This is a genomic window from Mesorhizobium sp. 1B3 (assembly GCF_050958605.1).
Lineage (GTDB): Bacteria > Pseudomonadota > Alphaproteobacteria > Rhizobiales > Rhizobiaceae.
In genome coordinates this window covers 194,068-209,660 of the sequence record NZ_JBJHDO010000008.1, presented here as the reverse complement: position 1 = coordinate 209,660, position 15,593 = coordinate 194,068, and the positions used below count along the sequence as shown (strand labels likewise).

Below are 15,593 nucleotides of genomic sequence, written 5' to 3'. Positions count from 1 at the left end.
AAAACGATGTCCAGATTGTTCAAGCACTTCCCCACCTATGTCGCGCTCCTTGTCGGCGCGATCGGCGCGCTCCTGATCCTGCGCGCGTTCAGCCTGCCACCGTTCCAGACGACGATCGAACGGACCGACGACGCGTATGTCCGCGGCAATGTGACGATCCTCAGCCCGCAGCTTCCCGGCTATGTCGCGGAAGTTCCGGTGACTGACTATGTTCACGTCAAGAAGGGCGATCTCATCATGCGCATCGACGATCGCATCTATGCGCAGAAGCTTCAGCAGGCACAGGCGACGCTCGCCGGCAAGAAGGCAGCGCTTGCCGCTTCGAGCCAGCAGGAGGCGAGCGGGCGGGCGCAGATCGCACTCGCCGAAGCCGGCGTGGCCAGTGCACAGGCTGCGGCGGAATTGGCGGAAGCGAATCTGAAACGCAGCGAAGCGCTCGTCGGCAAAGGCTTCGCGACACAGAGCGAAGTCGACGTAGCCCGAAACGCCGCAAGACAGGCGGAAGCAGCGATGGGCGAAGCTCGGGCGCGACTCGAGGTGGCGAGGCAGGCTCTCGCCCAGGTCCTGGTGGGTCGCCAGGCGTTGCAGGCCGATGTGGCCCAGGCCGGGGCCGCGGTGAAACTCGCCAAGATCGATCTGGACAACACTCGCATAACGGCGCCGGAAGACGGAGTGTTAGGGACCGTGGGCATCGGCGTCGGTGCCTATGTGACGGCCGGCTCGCAACTGACAAGCCTGGTGCCGGACCGCAAGTGGGTGGTCGCCAATTTCAAGGAAACACAGGTGGCCGGCATGAGAGCCGGCCAGCCCGCGACCTTCAGTGTCGATGCGCTCAATCACGCGAGGGTGGGCGGACACATCGTCCGCTTCTCGCCAGCCACCGGCTCGGAATTCGCCGTAATCAAGGCCGACAATGCAAGCGGGAATTTCACCAAGGTGGCGCAGCGCATCCCCGTCAGCATCGAGATCGACAGCGGAGAGGCTCTCGCGGATCGCCTGGCTCCGGGAATGTCCGTGATCGTCAGCATCGATACCAGCGCTGTTTCCGAAAACCCAAGGCTGGCGGCGCAATAAACGGCCGGGCGTTTCGGTCGGCGGTGGTCAAAACGGCCGGCCTGGAGGGGCCGGCAGGTCAGGGCGGCCATAGACCGCTGCGGACCTTCCGCTTCAACCATCCCGTTGTCGCGCAATAAAGCCTTGCGATCGACCCGAGCTGCGGATGCTTCGTTGATGGTCACCACCAAAAACATCGCGGTCAAAGCAACGCCACCGCCCGCGTCCAGCCGGCCGATGCCTTGCGGATCTTGACCGGGAAACAGGCGACGGTAAAGCCGGTCGGCGGCAGCAATTCAAGCTGGTGAAGCTTCTCCAGATGGCAGTAGAGTCGCTGACGTCCGGCTTTGTGGCCTTCCCAGACCAGCCCGTAATCACCGGTCTCCTCTACTCGTTCGCGGGTGTAGTTGAACGGTGCGTCCCAGCTCCAGGCATCCGTTCCCGTGATCCGCACGCCTTGGCGCAGAAGAAAAAGAGTCGCCTCCCGGCCAATGCCGCAACCCGCCGTCACATAGCCCTCCTGCGCGTAGCACGATCCGGCGCGCGTATTGACGACGACGATGTCGAGCGGCTGCAGCACATGACCGATCCGGTCGAGCTCGGCGCGGACATCATCGGGCGTGGCGACATAGCCGTCGGGGAAATGGCGGAAATCCAGCTTGACGCCGGGACGGAAGCACCAGTCGAGCGGGATTTCATCGATCGTGGGCGAAGGTTCCCCGCCCGACACCAGATCATGATTTGTGGTGGGATGGAAATGATAGGGCGCGTCGAGATGCGTGCCATGATGGGTGGTCACCACCAGCTTCTCGATCGCCCAGGCCGCCCCCTCCGGCAGATGATGGCTTTGGAGGTCCGGGAAAGACACGCGCATCCGGTCCAACGTCATGTCGTGGGAGAGATAGCTGATTTCCGGCCGGGAGAACTCCGGGTCGCTGACGACATCGTTCTCGATGGGTATGGACAGGTCTATGATGCGCGGCATCGGGAATGGCGTCCGTCTTGCTGATCGAAGGCTGGTTGAGTTCACAGCCCGAGATAGGCGCTGCGGATCGCCGGATCCGCCGCCAGGCTGGCCGACGGGCCCGACTTGGTGAGCCTGCCCGTTTCGAGGACATAGGCCCGGTCGGTGGCGGCGAGCGCCATCTCGGCATTCTGCTCAGCAAGCAGGATCGTCATGCCTCTCGCCTTGAGGATACCGATGAGCTCGCGCAGCTGGTCGACAACGATAGGGGCGAGCCCAAGCGTTGGTTCGTCGAGCATCAGCACCTTCGGACGCGACATCAGGGCACGTCCGATCGCGAGCATCTGCTGCTCGCCACCCGACATGCTGCCCGCGAGCTGGTCGCTGCGTTCGCGCAGGCGCGGGAACAGGCCGAACATGTCGTCGGTGAGCGACCGAAAATCGCCGCCACTGGCGAGCCCCATCTCCAGATTCTCCAGCACCGTCATCTGTGGGAAGACGTGGCGCCCCTCGGGCGACAGTGCCACACCGCGCGCGACGCGAAGATGGCTCGGAATGCCGGCCAGTTCGTGGCCGTCGACGCGGATCGAGCCCGATGAGGCGGCGAGACCGAGGATGGCCTTCAGGATCGACGACTTGCCGGCCCCGTTGGCGCCGATCAGCGCGACGGCTTCACCGGGCGCGACCGTGATTGCAATGTTCTCGACCGCACGGACCTTCTCATAAGTGACCGACACTCCGGACAATTCAAGCATCCTGCGCCTCCTGGGGCTTGCCGCCGCCCAGATAGGCGTCGATGACCGCTTTGTCGGCCTGGACCTCGGCAGGCGTGCCTTGCGCGATCAGTCGACCGCGATCGAGGACGATGATGCGGTCGCACAGCGACATCATCATGCGCAAATTGTGGTCGACGAGCACGATGGTCAGCCCGCGCCGGCGTAATTCGCGCAGGAGCTCGGCCAGCCTGTTGGCCTCGGTGTGGTTGAGCCCGGCCGCGGGTTCGTCCAACATCAACAGGCGTGGGCTGGTTGCCAGTGAAACGGCGATGGCCAGCATCTTCTGCTCGCCATAGGGCAGCGAACCCGCCTCCACGGAAGCCTTGTCGTCGAGGCCCACGAACCGCAGGCAATCCCAGGCGCGCTGGACGCGCCGCGCCTCCCGCTCCCGCCAGCCGGCTCCCCGCAGCACCGAGGCCAGCGCCGTCTCGCGCTCGAACGACGAGGCCGCCGCCAGCACGTTCTCGAATACCGTCTGGCTGCCGCAGAGCGCCGCCTGCTGAAAGGTGCGTGCCAGGCCCTCGGCCACAAGCATGCTCGGCGCATTGCCCGTGATCCGTCGTTCGCCATAGCGCACCTCGCCGCCGGTGGGCGGAGTGAAGCCACTGATGAGGGACAGGCAGGTCGTCTTTCCGGCGCCGTTCGGGCCGATAATCCCCACAAGCTCGCCCGGCTCGATCGTCATCGAGACGTCCTCAACTGCGGTCAGGCCGCCGAAGCGCTTCGTCAGCCCCTTGACCGAGAGTACCGGCGAGGGTTCGAAGGCGAGGTCGCCGCGCGGCGCGGGGGCAGTTGGCAACCGGAAGGGAGTGGAAAGCCGGAACAGCCTGGCGAGCCCGCCGGGTTGTATGCGGATGACCGCGAGCAGGATGATCGCGAAGATGGCGATGCGGTATTCGTCGACGAAGCGCAGCGTTTCCGGAAGGGCCGCGAAAATCGCTCCGCCGAGGAGCGGACCGATCAGCGTCCCCTTGCCCCCGAGAATGGCGATCAGGAGGCCGGTTGCAGAGAACATCGGGTTGAACAGGTCCGGCGTCAGGACCAGCGTGCGCGGGATGAAGAGCACGCCCGCGAACCCGGCAAGGCCCCCCGAGATGGCAATCGCGACGACCCGCTGGCGCATCGTGCGAATGCCGATGCTCTCGGCCAGATCGTTGGACTCGCGAATGACCATCCACGAGCGGCCGGTCGGGCTGTTCAGCAACCGGTGCACGACGAAGACGGCCACGGCAAGACCGGCGAGCGCGGCAAGCAGATAGTACTGGTGAAAGACGAGACCAAGCGATTCTATCTTTTCGACGCGGGGCCTGCGCACGATCAGCCCGAGCGGGCCGCGCGTCAGGTCGATCCAGTTGGAGACGACGAGCCTCAGGATCTCAGCGGTCGTGAGCGTGGCGATCGCGAAATAGGCGCCTCCCAGACGCACCGAGGCCACCCCGACCAGAGCGCCGAGCAGCGCGGCCGGAATGGGCGCGATAAGCAGCATAACCCAATAGTTGACGCCAAGATTGATGATCGTGAGCCCCGCCACATAGGCGCCGAGACCGAAGAACGCCGCGTGGCCGAAGGAGATCAATCCGAGATAGCCGACGGTAAGGTTGATCGACAGCCCGAAGATCGCGAGCACCGCGGCATACGCAAGCAGGCCGCTATAGTAGCTTTGGCCGGCAAGGAGGATGGGAGCCGCGACCGCAAGGAGCAGCACCACAAGGACGAGGCCGCGTCTCATCGGGCGCGCCCCGGGAACAGGCCGTTCGGCCGAACGAGCAGAAACACCAGAAGCAGTCCGTAGATGATGGCGGTACCCATTTCCTGCGGCATGAACGCGCTGGCGAGGGCCTCAAGCAGGCCTAGCAACAGGCCGCAGGTCACGGCGCCGGTGGCATTGCCCATGCCGCCGATGACGACGACGACGAAGGCGGTGATGATGGCGTGCTGGCCCATGGAGGGGGTAAACAGGCTGACCGGCGCGATCAGCGCGCCAGCCGCGGCGGCGATTGCCGCCGCGCCGAGGAAAGTGAGGGTGCGGATGCGGGCGACATCGATCCCGACGACGCGGGCGGCGAACTCGCTCTGCGCCACCGCCCGCACCTGGCGGCCGACCTTGGTCCGGCGCAGCACATATTCGACCAGGAGCAGAATGGCCACGCCCGACGCGAGCACCAGCAGCCGGTGATTGGTGATGACCACGGGGCCGAGCGACAGGCTTCCATCCAGCCCGTCGACGCGGGCCGGATTCGGGCCCCAGGTCGACAGGACCGACTGGTGCAAGAGCAGGCTGATCGCGAATGTGCTCAGCAGCACCGTCGACGGCCCGTCCTTCGTCGGCAGAACCGGCCTCACGGCCACGCGGTCGACTACAGCCGCGACGACGACAACTGCGAGGATGGCGACGATGAGGGCGGCTCCGTAGGGCAGTCCGAGCATGGTCGTCGCAAGGACCGCGCCAAGCCCGCCGAACATGTAGAGTTCGCCCTGGGAGAAATTGATGACGTGAAGGACGCCGAAGATCATGGTCAGGCCTAGCGCCACGAGCGCGTAGGCCATTCCCTGCGTCAGTCCGTTCACGGCCTGCTGGAGAAGGAGTTCAAACATCGAATGCCCCGCGTGCGGCGGGGGGAGGCGCGGGGCGCGCCGCCCCCGCCTCCCCTGGGAGGTTTCCGGGCGCCTATCGGTCGACGACGATCTCGCCCGACTTGACGACCAGCCGGATCAGCTCTCCGCTCGATGCCTGGCCGTCCTCATCGAACGACACCTGGCCGCGCGGCGTTTCCCACGTTTCCGAGCGGATCGTCTCGGCGATCTTGCCGGTGTCTTCGGCGGTTCCGGCCTTGTCCATGGCCTTGGCGGCAATCCAGACCGATTCGAAACCCAAGACCTCGATCTTCTCCGGCTTGCGGCCGAACTTCTCTTCGAAGGCGGCGACGAAGCGCTTGTTGAATTCGTTGTCGAGGCCGGCGACGTAGATGTCGGCGCTGAAGGCGCTCTCGGCCGCTGCACCGGCGATCTGGACGCCCTGCGTGTTCAGGATGCCCGGCATCAGGCAGCGCCGTCCGTCGAAGCCGAGATCGGACAGGGCGCGAAGGATGTTGCCATACTGCTCCATGTTGGACCCGACGATGCAGATCATGTCGGCGCCCGAGGAACGGGCATTGGTCGACATCGCGGCAAAGTCGCTCTGCTGCATGCCGAACGTGTCGGAATAAACCAGCTTGTCGCCGAACAGCTCCTTCATGTGGCTGATCGTTACCTGGCCGAAGTCGCTGTTCTCGGCGAGGATGGCGACCTTCTGCGGATTTACCGTCTCGACCAGGAACTTGTCGAAGGACTCCGCGTCCAGCGCCGTTGTCGAGTTCATCCGGAAGACCCGGTCGTAGCCCGATTTGGTCACGTCGGGATGCTTCGGCACCGAAGCAACGAAGATCGCCTCCTCACTCTCGACCACGGGGATGGCCGCGAGAGCGACGCTGCTCGAGATCTCGCCCGCGATCACTTTCACCTCGTCCTGGGTGAGAAGGCGCTGCACGGCCGCGACGCCATCCGGCGGCGCAAAGTTGGTGTCGTAGGTAATCAGCTCGACCTTGCGGCCCCCGAGGATGCCACCTTCCTTGTTGATCATGGCGACGGCGAGTTCGGCGCCCTCGACGTTCTGCTTGCCGATGAGGGTCTTGATCGGGTTGATCAGGCCGATCTTCACCGGGCTGCCCTCTTGGGCTCCGGCCTGGTTTGCTATGGCGAGCGCGACACCGAGCGTCAGCGCCGCCACATGGCGCTTGAGAATTGTCATGAAGGTCCTCCCTGTGGATGGCGGCGCAAACAAACCGACTTTCGGACGTATGTCAAGCGCTTGCTTTAATCAGTCGGCTGAATTATGCAGAGGCAACGGAGGAATGCGAATGAGTGAGGTACAGGATGCCGCTTCGGATACCCGGGAGCGGCTGATGGATGTCGCGGAGCGCCTGTTCGCGGAGCGCGGCTACGGCAATGTGCCGACCCGTATGATCGCCGAGGAGGCGAACGCGAACTCGGCCGCCGTCCACTATCATTTCGGTTCGAAGGAGAACCTGCTCGAAGCGGTCTTCCGGCGGCGCCTCGAGCCGTTGAACCGGGAGCGTATTGCCAAGATAGAGGCCGCGGTCGCCGGCAGCGAAGGAGCGCCGGATGTCGAGGTCGTGCTGCGCGCATTCATCGAGCCGACACTGCGCAAGCCGCGCAACGATGGCGAGCGCGCGTTTCGTCTGTTGTCGGGCCGCGCCTCGACGGATCCCAGTCCCGAAGTGAAGCGGATCCTGTTTCAGGCTTATGACGCGGTGGCCCGTGCCTTCGCCGACGCTGTCGCCAGGGCGTGTCCGCATCTGTCGCGCGAAGAGTTGTTCTGGCGCGTCGCCTGCGTCTACGGCGCCATGCTCTACATCCGCGCCGACAATGGTCGTCTCCAGCCGGTGTTCGGCGAGGAGTTCAGTCTTTCCGATCCGGAAGGAGCGCTGCGCTACGCGATCGCCTTCATGAAGGTCGGCATGCAGGCCCCGCCGGCCGCGCCGCTCGACTGACAATCCAAACCAGGAGTAGCTACCGTTGTCCCAAAGGATCTTGCTCAAGGGCGGGCGCATCGTCGGCGGTCCGCACGAACCGGCCGATCTTCTGATCGAGGGCGGCCGCATCGCGGCCATCGGGACCGCTATCGACGCGGCAGATGCCAGGGTCGTCGATGCTGCCGGCATGCTCATCGCTCCGGGCTTCGTCGACACCCATCGCCACATCTGGCAGACATCGATCCGTGGCGTGGCGGCGGACTGGAGCCTGGTGGAATACATCCGCTTCATACGGCTCGGCTATGCCACCGCCTACCGCCCCGAGGATGTGTGGATCAGCACCTATGCAGGAGCGCTGGAGGCGCTCGACGCCGGCATCACGACGATCTGCGACTTCTGCCACATCATGCGGACGCCGGAACACGCCGATGCCGGGGTCGAGGGACTCGACCGCGCCGGCATCCGCGGGCAATTCTACTACGGCTTCTACGATGTGCCGGCGGAGCCGCGCAGCTTTGCAGACCACGACGCGCGGGTTGCGCATGCGCGCCATTTCTTCGACGGGCGCTTCCGGTCGCGACCCGCCGGCGCCCTGGTCACGATGGGGATCGCGCTGACGGAGTTCAATCTGATCCCGGTCGCCCACACGGCGGACGAGATCGCCGTAGCGCGTGACTTCGATCTCCCGCTCACGATGCACATGGGCACATTGTCGACGCCCGATAGCGTCGGCCGCCTCCACGAGGCCGGCCTGCTCGGCCCGCGCATGCTGCACGTCCACTGCAATGCCTCGAGCGACGACGAACTGAAGATGATCGCCGACAGCGGTGGCGCACTGTCCATCACGCCTGAGACCGAGTTGCAGATGGGCATGGGCATTCCGGTGACGAATCGTGCACTCGCCGTGGGATTGCGGCCGACGCTCGGCATAGACATCGTTTCCGACTATTCCGGCGACATGTTCGCGCAGATGCGCATGGCGTTGCAGACAGCCCGCGCGATCGACAATCAAAAAACCTTGGACGCCGGCCGCATGCCGTCCACCATCGATCTCAAGGTGCGGGACGTCTACGACTTCGCGACCATTGATGGCGCCCGTGCGATAGGGCTGGACTCGCAGATCGGTTCGCTCGCGACCGGCAAGCAGGCCGACATCATCCTCGTGCGGCAGGAGGGGATTCACCACGCGCCGCGCACGCCGGATCCGATCGCGTCGCTTGTGCTTCAGGTTCGCCCATCGGACATCGACACCGTGTTGGTAGCCGGCGAGATGCGCAAGAGCGGCGGTCGCCTCGTCGGCGTGGACATCGAAGCGGTGCGGCAGCGCGCGCAGGCATCGGCCGATCATTTGGCCGCGGGTTTCGCCGAGGCCATGAACAAGACCGGCCAGACGACGACGCGGGCCAGTTATGGCTCGGAGTTGGCGCGCGCGACGGGAGGAGATGTAAAGTGAAGCTCGCCAGCCTGAAGGGCGGACGCGACGGGCGTCTCGTCGTCGTGTCCTCCGATCTGCGTCGTGCGGCCGACGCGAGCCCCATTGCTGGGACCCTGCAGTCGGCGCTCGACCGCTGGGCCGAGGTGGAGCCACGCCTGCGCGACCTGGAGCGCAGGCTGGAAAGCGGCGACGAGGCCGGGTTCGCCTTCGACCCGGCCGGCTGTGCGTCGCCGCTGCCTCGCGCATACCAGTGGGCGGACGGATCCGCCTATGTGAATCATGTCGATCTTGTGCGTCGCGCGCGCGGCGCGGAGCTGCCCGCATCATTCTGGACCGATCCTCTGATGTACCAGGGCGGCTCCGACGCGTTCCTCGGACCCCGCGACCCGATCGACCTGCCGGACCCGGGCTGGGGTGTCGATTTCGAGGGCGAGATCGCCGTCGTCGTCGACGACGTCCCGCTAGGCGCGAGCCGCGATGAGGCGCTGGCCGCGATCCGGCTGGTCATGCTGTGCAATGACGTATCGCTGCGCAACCTCATTCCAGGCGAGTTGGGCAAGGGCTTCGGGTTCTTCCAATCGAAGCCGGCGTCGTCGTTCTCGCCGGTCGCCGTAACTCCCGACGCCTTGGGTGACGCGTGGAGAGAGGGGCGCCTGCACCTGCCACTCCACAGCTGGTTCAATGGCAGCGCGTTCGGCAGGCCCGACGCAGGTATCGACATGACGTTCGACTTCGGCACGCTGATTGCCCATGCGGCCCGCTCGCGGCGGCTTTCGGCAGGGACCATCGTCGGCTCCGGCACGGTCTCCAACCGCAGCGAGGACGGAGGCCCCGGCCGCAGGGTCGACGAGGGCGGCGTCGGCTATTCATGCATCGCCGAATTGCGGATGATCGAGACCATCACTGCCGGCCGGCCCACGACCCCCTTCATGCAGCCCGGCGACACCGTTCGCATCGAGATGTTCGGACACGAGGGCGATTCGCTATTCGGCGCGATCGAGCAGATTTACTTTCCGGTCGGCAGCGACACCGCGTGGGCGGCGTGACCATGCCGTCAAGTCTCGTCCATCGCATGCCCTACGGTTTCGGCCCCAGCGCCGGACCGCGCCAAGGCCCAGACGGCCAACCCTTCGACTGGTCGGATACACCACGCCGGCGCGCGGTCACCACAAGCTACCTGACCGACGCTGCCTTGCTCGGCCGCCTCCTCCCACCGGGCTTTTCGCTGGCGGGAGAGCCGGTGGTGACGGTTGAGGTCCAGTACTTCACCGAACTGGAGTGGCTGGCCGGCCGAGGCTACAACACGCTGGGCGTCAAGTTCCCAGCAACCTTCCGCGGTGCATCGGACGAGGTGACCGGCATGTTCCTCGCCGTCCTGTGGGAGAACCTTGCCGACCCGATCCTCACCGGACGCGACGAACTCGGTTTCTCGAAGTTGTATGCGGAAATCCCCGAGCCGCGGATCTTGCGGGGCAAGGAATGTCATGGCGCCTCCTGGCTCGGACACCGGTTCATCGACATCGAACTCCACGACGCCCGGGAGGCAGAGCCGCCGGTTCCGGTCGGCCCAGCCACGGGCGGGACGTTGCACTACAAATACGTGCCCTCGACTGGCAATTGGGGTGGGACCGACATCGCCTATGCCTGCCACACCCCACCGGGCGGTAGCCAGCAGCGGACCACTCGCTTCCTTCGTGCCCTGGGAACCGTCACCTTCCACCCGACCGGATGGGAAGAGATGCCGACGCAGTTCCACATCGTCCAAGGGCTTGCCGCTTTGCCGATTCTCGAAGCGCGCGGCGCGACGATCAGCGAGACGCGCGGCGGCAAGGATCTCGCCGACCAGCGCCGCCTGTATTGAGGATATTCGATGACCGATGACCCGTTGCCGCCCTTCCGGCGGATCGTGACCGAAAATACCGCGGCAGGACGCTCGCGCATACTGTCTGACGCTCCTGTTCCGCACGTCCTGCAATCGGGGCCAGGTCGCGGCCTGATCAATCTGTGGGCCACCGATGGAATGCCGCCCGCGCTGGCCGTCGCCGATGGCGCTGCCTTGCCGGTCAGGCTCGAGCCGCCGGAGGGCGGTACGGTTTTCCGGTTCTTCCAGTTGGGTCCAAGATCCGGCACCGGTGACGATGCGGAAGCGGCAAATCGTGCGGCCGCAACGGCTTTCGAGCGAATGGGCGCGGCGCATCTGCGCGTCGATACGACTCGACATCCTTCGATGCACAAGTCGCACACGCTCGACTACATCATGCTTCTCAAAGGAAGGGTCCTCCTCATCCTCGATCAGGAGGAGACGGAACTGAAACCATTCGACGTGGTGATCCAGCGCGGGACGAACCACGCATGGGTCAATCTCGGCGACGAGCCCGCGCTGATGATGGGGGTGCTCATGGACGCGGCTGCTCCCGGACAAAGCGAACGGTCATGAAGCCCGCACCATTCGACTATCTACGACCGGCGACCAAGGTCGAGGCGCTCCAGTTGCTCGATACCCATCGCGATGGTGACGCCAAGATCCTCGCCGGCGGTCAGAGCCTGGTGCCGATGATGAATTTCCGCATGGCACAACCCTCTGTGCTGATCGACATCAACCGGCTCTCCGAACTCGCCTTCGTCGAGGAAAGAACGGACTGCATCGCCATCGGTGCGCTGACAAGGCATAACGACGTCATGCGACATCCGCTGGTGCGTAAACATCTGTCGCTCTTGGCGATGGCCTATGAGAACGTCGCGCATCACACGATCCGTAATCGCGGCACGATCGGCGGCAATGTCGCTCACGCCGACGCGGCCTCGGAAGTGCCCGTGGTGCTTACCGCGCTGGATGCGGAATTCGTCATCGAAAGCAAGAAAGCCACCCGCAACGTCAGTGCCGAAGATTTCTTTCTTGGCGTCTTCACGACGGCACTGGAGGCAGACGAACTGCTCGTGGAGATCCGTGTCGCGCGTCCTGATCCGCGTGCGGGTTCCGCGTTCGAGGAGGTGAGCCTGCGCAAGGGGGATTTCGCGATCGTGTCCGTCGCGGCGGAAGTGGTCGCGAATGAAGGAACCATCGAATTGGCGCGTATCGCGATCGGCGGCGTGGCGGACCGGGCGGAGCGCGCCTCTACGGCGGAGGCTATCCTCGCGGGGGCACCGCTTGTCGGAAAGACCGTCCAGGACGCGGTCTCGGCGCAGATCGATGCGATCGAGTTCCTCGACGCCCCTGGGATCTCGGCCGACTATCGAAGGGAGGCCGCACGGGCACTGCTCGAGCGCAACATCATTGCTGCGGCGGCGCGAAGCGAAGGAACGCAGGCATGAACGCGATTTCAATCGCACTGACGGTCAATGGCGAACGCATCGAGGAGGAGGTGGAATCCCGCCTGCTGGTGTCGGACTTCCTGCGCGACCGCCTCGGACTGACAGGCACCCATGTCGGCTGCGAACACGGCGTGTGCGGAGCCTGCACCATCCTGGTCGACGGACGCACGGTGAGAGCCTGCCTCATGTTCGCAGCCCAGCTCGACGGAGCGGAGGTGAGGACCGTCGAAGGTCTGCTTCTCGCGGACGGCGAACTGTCGCCGCTGCAATCATCGTTTCGCGACAGCCATGGCCTGCAGTGCGGCTTCTGCACGCCGGGCATGCTGATGACCGCGACCGAATTGCTGAGCCACGGGAGTCCGCTCGAGCGGGAAGATGTCCGGGAGGCGATCTCCGGCAATCTGTGCCGCTGCACCGGCTACGAGACGATCGTCGACGCGATTCTGGCGGCCGATCGCGTACAGCGCAGGGAGGACGCATGATGGCCGGCGATCGACGCAATTTCCGCTGGATCGGCCAGAATCTGAAGCGTCCCGAAGATTTGAGGCTTCTTTCGGGACGCGGTCGTTTCATCGATGACGTGAAACTGCCGCGCATGGCACATGCCGCGGTGCTTGCCAGCCCGCATGCGCATGCACGGATCGTGTCGATCAATCTGGATGCGGCCCGTGCTCTGCCGGGCGTCTACCTCGCGGTCTCGGGCAGGGAATTCGCCGAGAGCGTGGGGCCGATGCCGACGCTGTCATCGCCACCGGTCGTGCAGCATTGCATCGCCGTCGAGACAGTGCGTCATGTCGGCGAGCCGGTCGCAGCAGTGGTCGCCTCGTCCCGCTATGTCGCCGAGGATGCACTCGCCCTGATCGAAGTGGAATACGAGCTGTTGCCCCCGGTGGTGGACCCGGAGCAGGCCGTGCATGCGACCGGCGATGCGCTGCTGCATCCCGAACGGGGCAGCAACGTCGTCCACCACAGCCGCAATGTCTGGGGCCCGGTGGATCGCGCATTCGACGAGGCGTCCCATGTGGTTCGCCGCCGGCTCCGCTGGCCCCGCGTCTCACCCCAGCCGATCGAGACATCGGGGGCCGTCGTCGACTACGACCGGGCGGAGCGGAAATTCACCGTCCATTCGAACATGTCGCAGCAGAGCGTGATCGGTGCTCGGCTGGCGCGGGCGCTTGGCGTCGAGCCTTTCCAGATGAACTTCCATATCAGCGACGTCGGAGGCAGTTTCGGCGGGAAATCCTCGCTCTACCACGTGCCGCTGATCGCGGCCGGTCTCGCCCGACTCTCCGGACGGCCGGTCAAATATCTAGAGGATCGGCTCGAGCACATGGCCAACGGCAACCAGCATGCCTCCGATCGCGTCTATGACGCGGAGCTGGCGGTCGCGGCCGACGGCACCTTCACCGGCCTGCGGCTGCGGGTCATCGACGATTACGGCGCCTATTTCATGATGAACATGGGTTCGCATGGCAATGCGCTTGCCCAGGCGACAGGCCCCTACCGGATTCCGGCGCTCGAATACGAAGTGACGGCGGTCCTCACGAACAAGACGCAACAGGCACCCTATCGTGGCTTCGGCGGCGAGGTCGGCAATTTCGTCCTGGAACGGCTCGTGGATGCGGCGGCCGAGGAAACGGGGCGCGACCGGATCGCACTGCGCCAGCAGAATTTCATCGGGTGCCATGAGTTCCCGTACCGAATCCCCAACGGAAACATCTACGACAGCGGCGATTATCAGCAAGTTCTGGACAAGGCGCTGTCGCACATCGATCTTCGCGACTGGGAGCAGCGCAAGGAACAGGCGCGGGCCGAGGGTAAGCGGATCGGCGTCGGCATCGCCACAGTCAACGAGCGCAGTGTGCTGTCTGTCACCGAGCTCTGGTTCCTGGATGAGAAGCCGGGATTCCCCCAGACGAGCAGCCCGGAGAGCGCGCGCATCCGGATCAATCCCGACGGCGTTGCCGTGGTCACGATCTTTGCGCCGCATTGGGGAAACAGCCCCGAGACGACAGCCAAGCAACTGACGGCCGAATATCTCCAAATCGATCCGGATCGGATCGCCGTCAACTATGCCTCGACCGAAAGCGGTTTGATCTCCAAGGGGCCGGTCGGCAGCCGCTACACGGTCATGCTGGCCGGCGCGATCGCCGGCGCCGCGGAACAGTTGCGCGCCAAGATCCTGCGCTTCGGCGCCCATATGCTGGGTGTTCCGGAGGTGGAAATCGAGATCCGCGACGAGCATGTCGCGCTCGTCGCGGGTCCGTCACGCGCCGTTTCATTTGCCGATATTGCGCGTGCCGCGCACAGCTTCCGCCTTTCCTTCCCGGAGGGAGGCGACTTTAGCAGCGGGCTGTCGGCCGAATACACTTACGATCACCCTTATACGACGATGCCGAAGGCCGACAAATCGGACCTCGGCGTCTTCTATCCGATCGTCGGCCATGCCTGTCACATCGTCGCGGTCGAGATCGACGAGCGCACGAACCAGACGCGGATCCTCAAATATGTCGCCGTCCATGACGCAGGTACTATCGTTAACCCACGCATCGTCGAGGGTCAGATCCGCGGCGGCATCGCACAGGGCATAGGCACGGCGCTCTATGAGATCTATCGCTACGACCCGGAGGGCCAACTGCTGACGGCATCGCTGGCCGACTATGCGGTCCCTACGGCGCACGAGGTGCCCGACATCGTGGTCGATCATGTCGAAACGCCGTCGCCCTTCACCGAATTCGGGATCAAAGGGTGTGGCGAGGGCGGTCGGCTGGCCTGCATGCCAGCCGTGGCGGCCGCGATCGACGATGCGTTCCGCGACGAAAAGCTGTTCGTAGCAACGCTGCCGGTAACGCCGTCGGCCCTCCACGAAATGCGGCGCGCGGCGGCCGGTTCGACACGCTGAAATGGCATCTTTGGCGCGGCCGTGCCGGGGCACGGACCCGCTGTTCTGAGGCATCCGGAGCGGGCCCAGTGATCGGCCGCCGCCCATCATTCACGAGGATTGAGAGGTAGTTCGATGGCTTTGGTGATCGAAGGCGAAGAGAGAATTTCCGCGCCGATAGCGACCGTCTGGGCGGCGCTGAACGATCCGGACATCCTGCGCCAGTGCATTCCGGGATGCCAGTCCCTCACGATGGCGGAAACCGGCGACATGGAAGCCACGGTCGTCCTGAAGATCGGACCGATCAAAGCCACCTTCGCCGGGGCCGTCACGCTCTCGAACCTGAACCCACCCCGTGGCTACACGATCCAGGGGGAGGGCAAGGGCGGAATTGCCGGATTCGCCAAGGGGGGCGCAGACGTCAGCCTCACGCCCGATGGTGAGGATGAGACCGTGCTTCGCTATGCGGCCACCGCCGAGGTGGGCGGCAAGATCGCCCAGCTCGGCAGCCGCCTGGTCACATCCACGGCGAAGAAACTGGCGGCTGAGTTCTTCGCCTCCTTCGGCAAGGCCGTGAGCGCGGCGGGAGGCTGAGGCATCAAGACAGTACGACAAAAACCCTCAGGTCGCCGCTAAGCTA

15 protein-coding genes are annotated in these 15,593 nt (G+C 64.9%); 10 read left to right on the top strand and 5 right to left on the bottom strand.

Annotated elements, in window-relative coordinates; translation table 11 throughout:
* Nucleotides 1-6: 6 nt before the first annotated feature.
* Nucleotides 7-1,074 (top strand): HlyD family secretion protein, encoded by a 1,068-nt coding sequence (locus ACCO56_RS21755; RefSeq protein ID WP_433642948.1) that lies wholly within the window; start codon nt 7-9, stop codon nt 1,072-1,074.
* Between the two features lie 181 nt (nt 1,075-1,255).
* On the opposite strand, the gene ACCO56_RS21750 is transcribed toward ACCO56_RS21755, so the two are convergent.
* From ACCO56_RS21750 to ACCO56_RS21730, 5 genes are all read right to left on the bottom strand, one after another.
* Entirely contained in the window at nt 1,256-2,038 is a 783-nt protein-coding gene (locus ACCO56_RS21750) for a cyclase family protein (RefSeq protein WP_433642947.1), read from the bottom strand.
* 41 nt (nt 2,039-2,079) lie between these two features.
* Nucleotides 2,080-2,772, bottom strand: a complete 693-nt coding sequence (locus tag ACCO56_RS21745; RefSeq protein ID WP_433642946.1) for an ABC transporter ATP-binding protein — start codon at nt 2,770-2,772, stop codon at nt 2,080-2,082.
* Nucleotides 2,765-4,522: a branched-chain amino acid ABC transporter ATP-binding protein/permease gene (locus ACCO56_RS21740; RefSeq protein ID WP_433642945.1), complete on the bottom strand. Its 1,758-nt coding sequence runs from the start codon at nt 4,520-4,522 to the stop codon at nt 2,765-2,767. Before ACCO56_RS21740 ends, ACCO56_RS21745 begins: the two co-directional genes overlap by 8 nt.
* Nucleotides 4,519-5,388 carry a branched-chain amino acid ABC transporter permease gene (locus tag ACCO56_RS21735; RefSeq protein WP_433642944.1) on the bottom strand — a complete coding sequence of 290 codons (870 nt, stop codon included), beginning with the start codon at nt 5,386-5,388 and terminating at the stop codon, nt 4,519-4,521. Before ACCO56_RS21735 ends, ACCO56_RS21740 begins: the two co-directional genes overlap by 4 nt.
* 73 nt (nt 5,389-5,461) lie before the next feature.
* Nucleotides 5,462-6,580 carry an ABC transporter substrate-binding protein gene (locus ACCO56_RS21730; RefSeq protein WP_433642943.1) on the bottom strand — a complete coding sequence of 373 codons (1,119 nt, stop codon included), beginning with the start codon at nt 6,578-6,580 and terminating at the stop codon, nt 5,462-5,464.
* A gap of 109 nt (nt 6,581-6,689) precedes the next feature.
* Here ACCO56_RS21730 and ACCO56_RS21725 point away from each other — a divergent pair, with 109 nt between their 5' ends.
* The 9 genes from ACCO56_RS21725 to ACCO56_RS21685 all read left to right on the top strand — a co-directional run bounded on the left by ACCO56_RS21725 (nt 6,690) and on the right by ACCO56_RS21685 (nt 15,547).
* Nucleotides 6,690-7,343 carry a TetR/AcrR family transcriptional regulator gene (locus ACCO56_RS21725; protein ID WP_433642942.1) on the top strand — a complete coding sequence of 218 codons (654 nt, stop codon included), beginning with the start codon at nt 6,690-6,692 and terminating at the stop codon, nt 7,341-7,343.
* A gap of 25 nt (nt 7,344-7,368) precedes the next feature.
* Nucleotides 7,369-8,778: an amidohydrolase family protein gene (locus ACCO56_RS21720; protein ID WP_433642941.1), complete on the top strand. Its 1,410-nt coding sequence runs from the start codon at nt 7,369-7,371 to the stop codon at nt 8,776-8,778.
* A complete protein-coding gene (locus ACCO56_RS21715) occupies nt 8,775-9,806 on the top strand; it encodes a fumarylacetoacetate hydrolase family protein (RefSeq protein WP_433642940.1) in 1,032 nt (343 codons plus the stop codon). Before ACCO56_RS21720 ends, ACCO56_RS21715 begins: the two co-directional genes overlap by 4 nt.
* Before the next feature lie 2 nt (nt 9,807-9,808).
* Entirely contained in the window at nt 9,809-10,621 is an 813-nt protein-coding gene (locus ACCO56_RS21710) for an acetoacetate decarboxylase family protein (RefSeq protein ID WP_433642939.1), read from the top strand.
* Between the two features lie 9 nt (nt 10,622-10,630).
* On the top strand, nt 10,631-11,197 hold the full coding sequence (locus tag ACCO56_RS21705) for a cupin domain-containing protein (protein WP_433642938.1): 567 nt from the start codon (nt 10,631-10,633) through the stop codon (nt 11,195-11,197).
* Nucleotides 11,194-12,072: an FAD binding domain-containing protein gene (locus ACCO56_RS21700; RefSeq protein ID WP_433642937.1), complete on the top strand. Its 879-nt coding sequence runs from the start codon at nt 11,194-11,196 to the stop codon at nt 12,070-12,072. The genes ACCO56_RS21705 and ACCO56_RS21700 overlap by 4 nt, the downstream gene beginning before the upstream one ends.
* Nucleotides 12,069-12,554 (top strand): (2Fe-2S)-binding protein, encoded by a 486-nt coding sequence (locus ACCO56_RS21695; protein ID WP_433642936.1) that lies wholly within the window; start codon nt 12,069-12,071, stop codon nt 12,552-12,554. The genes ACCO56_RS21700 and ACCO56_RS21695 overlap by 4 nt, the downstream gene beginning before the upstream one ends.
* The gene (locus tag ACCO56_RS21690; protein WP_433642935.1) at nt 12,551-14,974 is read left to right on the top strand and encodes a xanthine dehydrogenase family protein molybdopterin-binding subunit; all 2,424 of its coding nucleotides are present in this window, start codon (nt 12,551-12,553) and stop codon (nt 14,972-14,974) included. Before ACCO56_RS21695 ends, ACCO56_RS21690 begins: the two co-directional genes overlap by 4 nt.
* 114 nt (nt 14,975-15,088) lie before the next feature.
* Entirely contained in the window at nt 15,089-15,547 is a 459-nt protein-coding gene (locus tag ACCO56_RS21685; RefSeq protein WP_433642934.1) for an SRPBCC family protein, read from the top strand.
* Nucleotides 15,548-15,593: the final 46 nt, after the last annotated feature.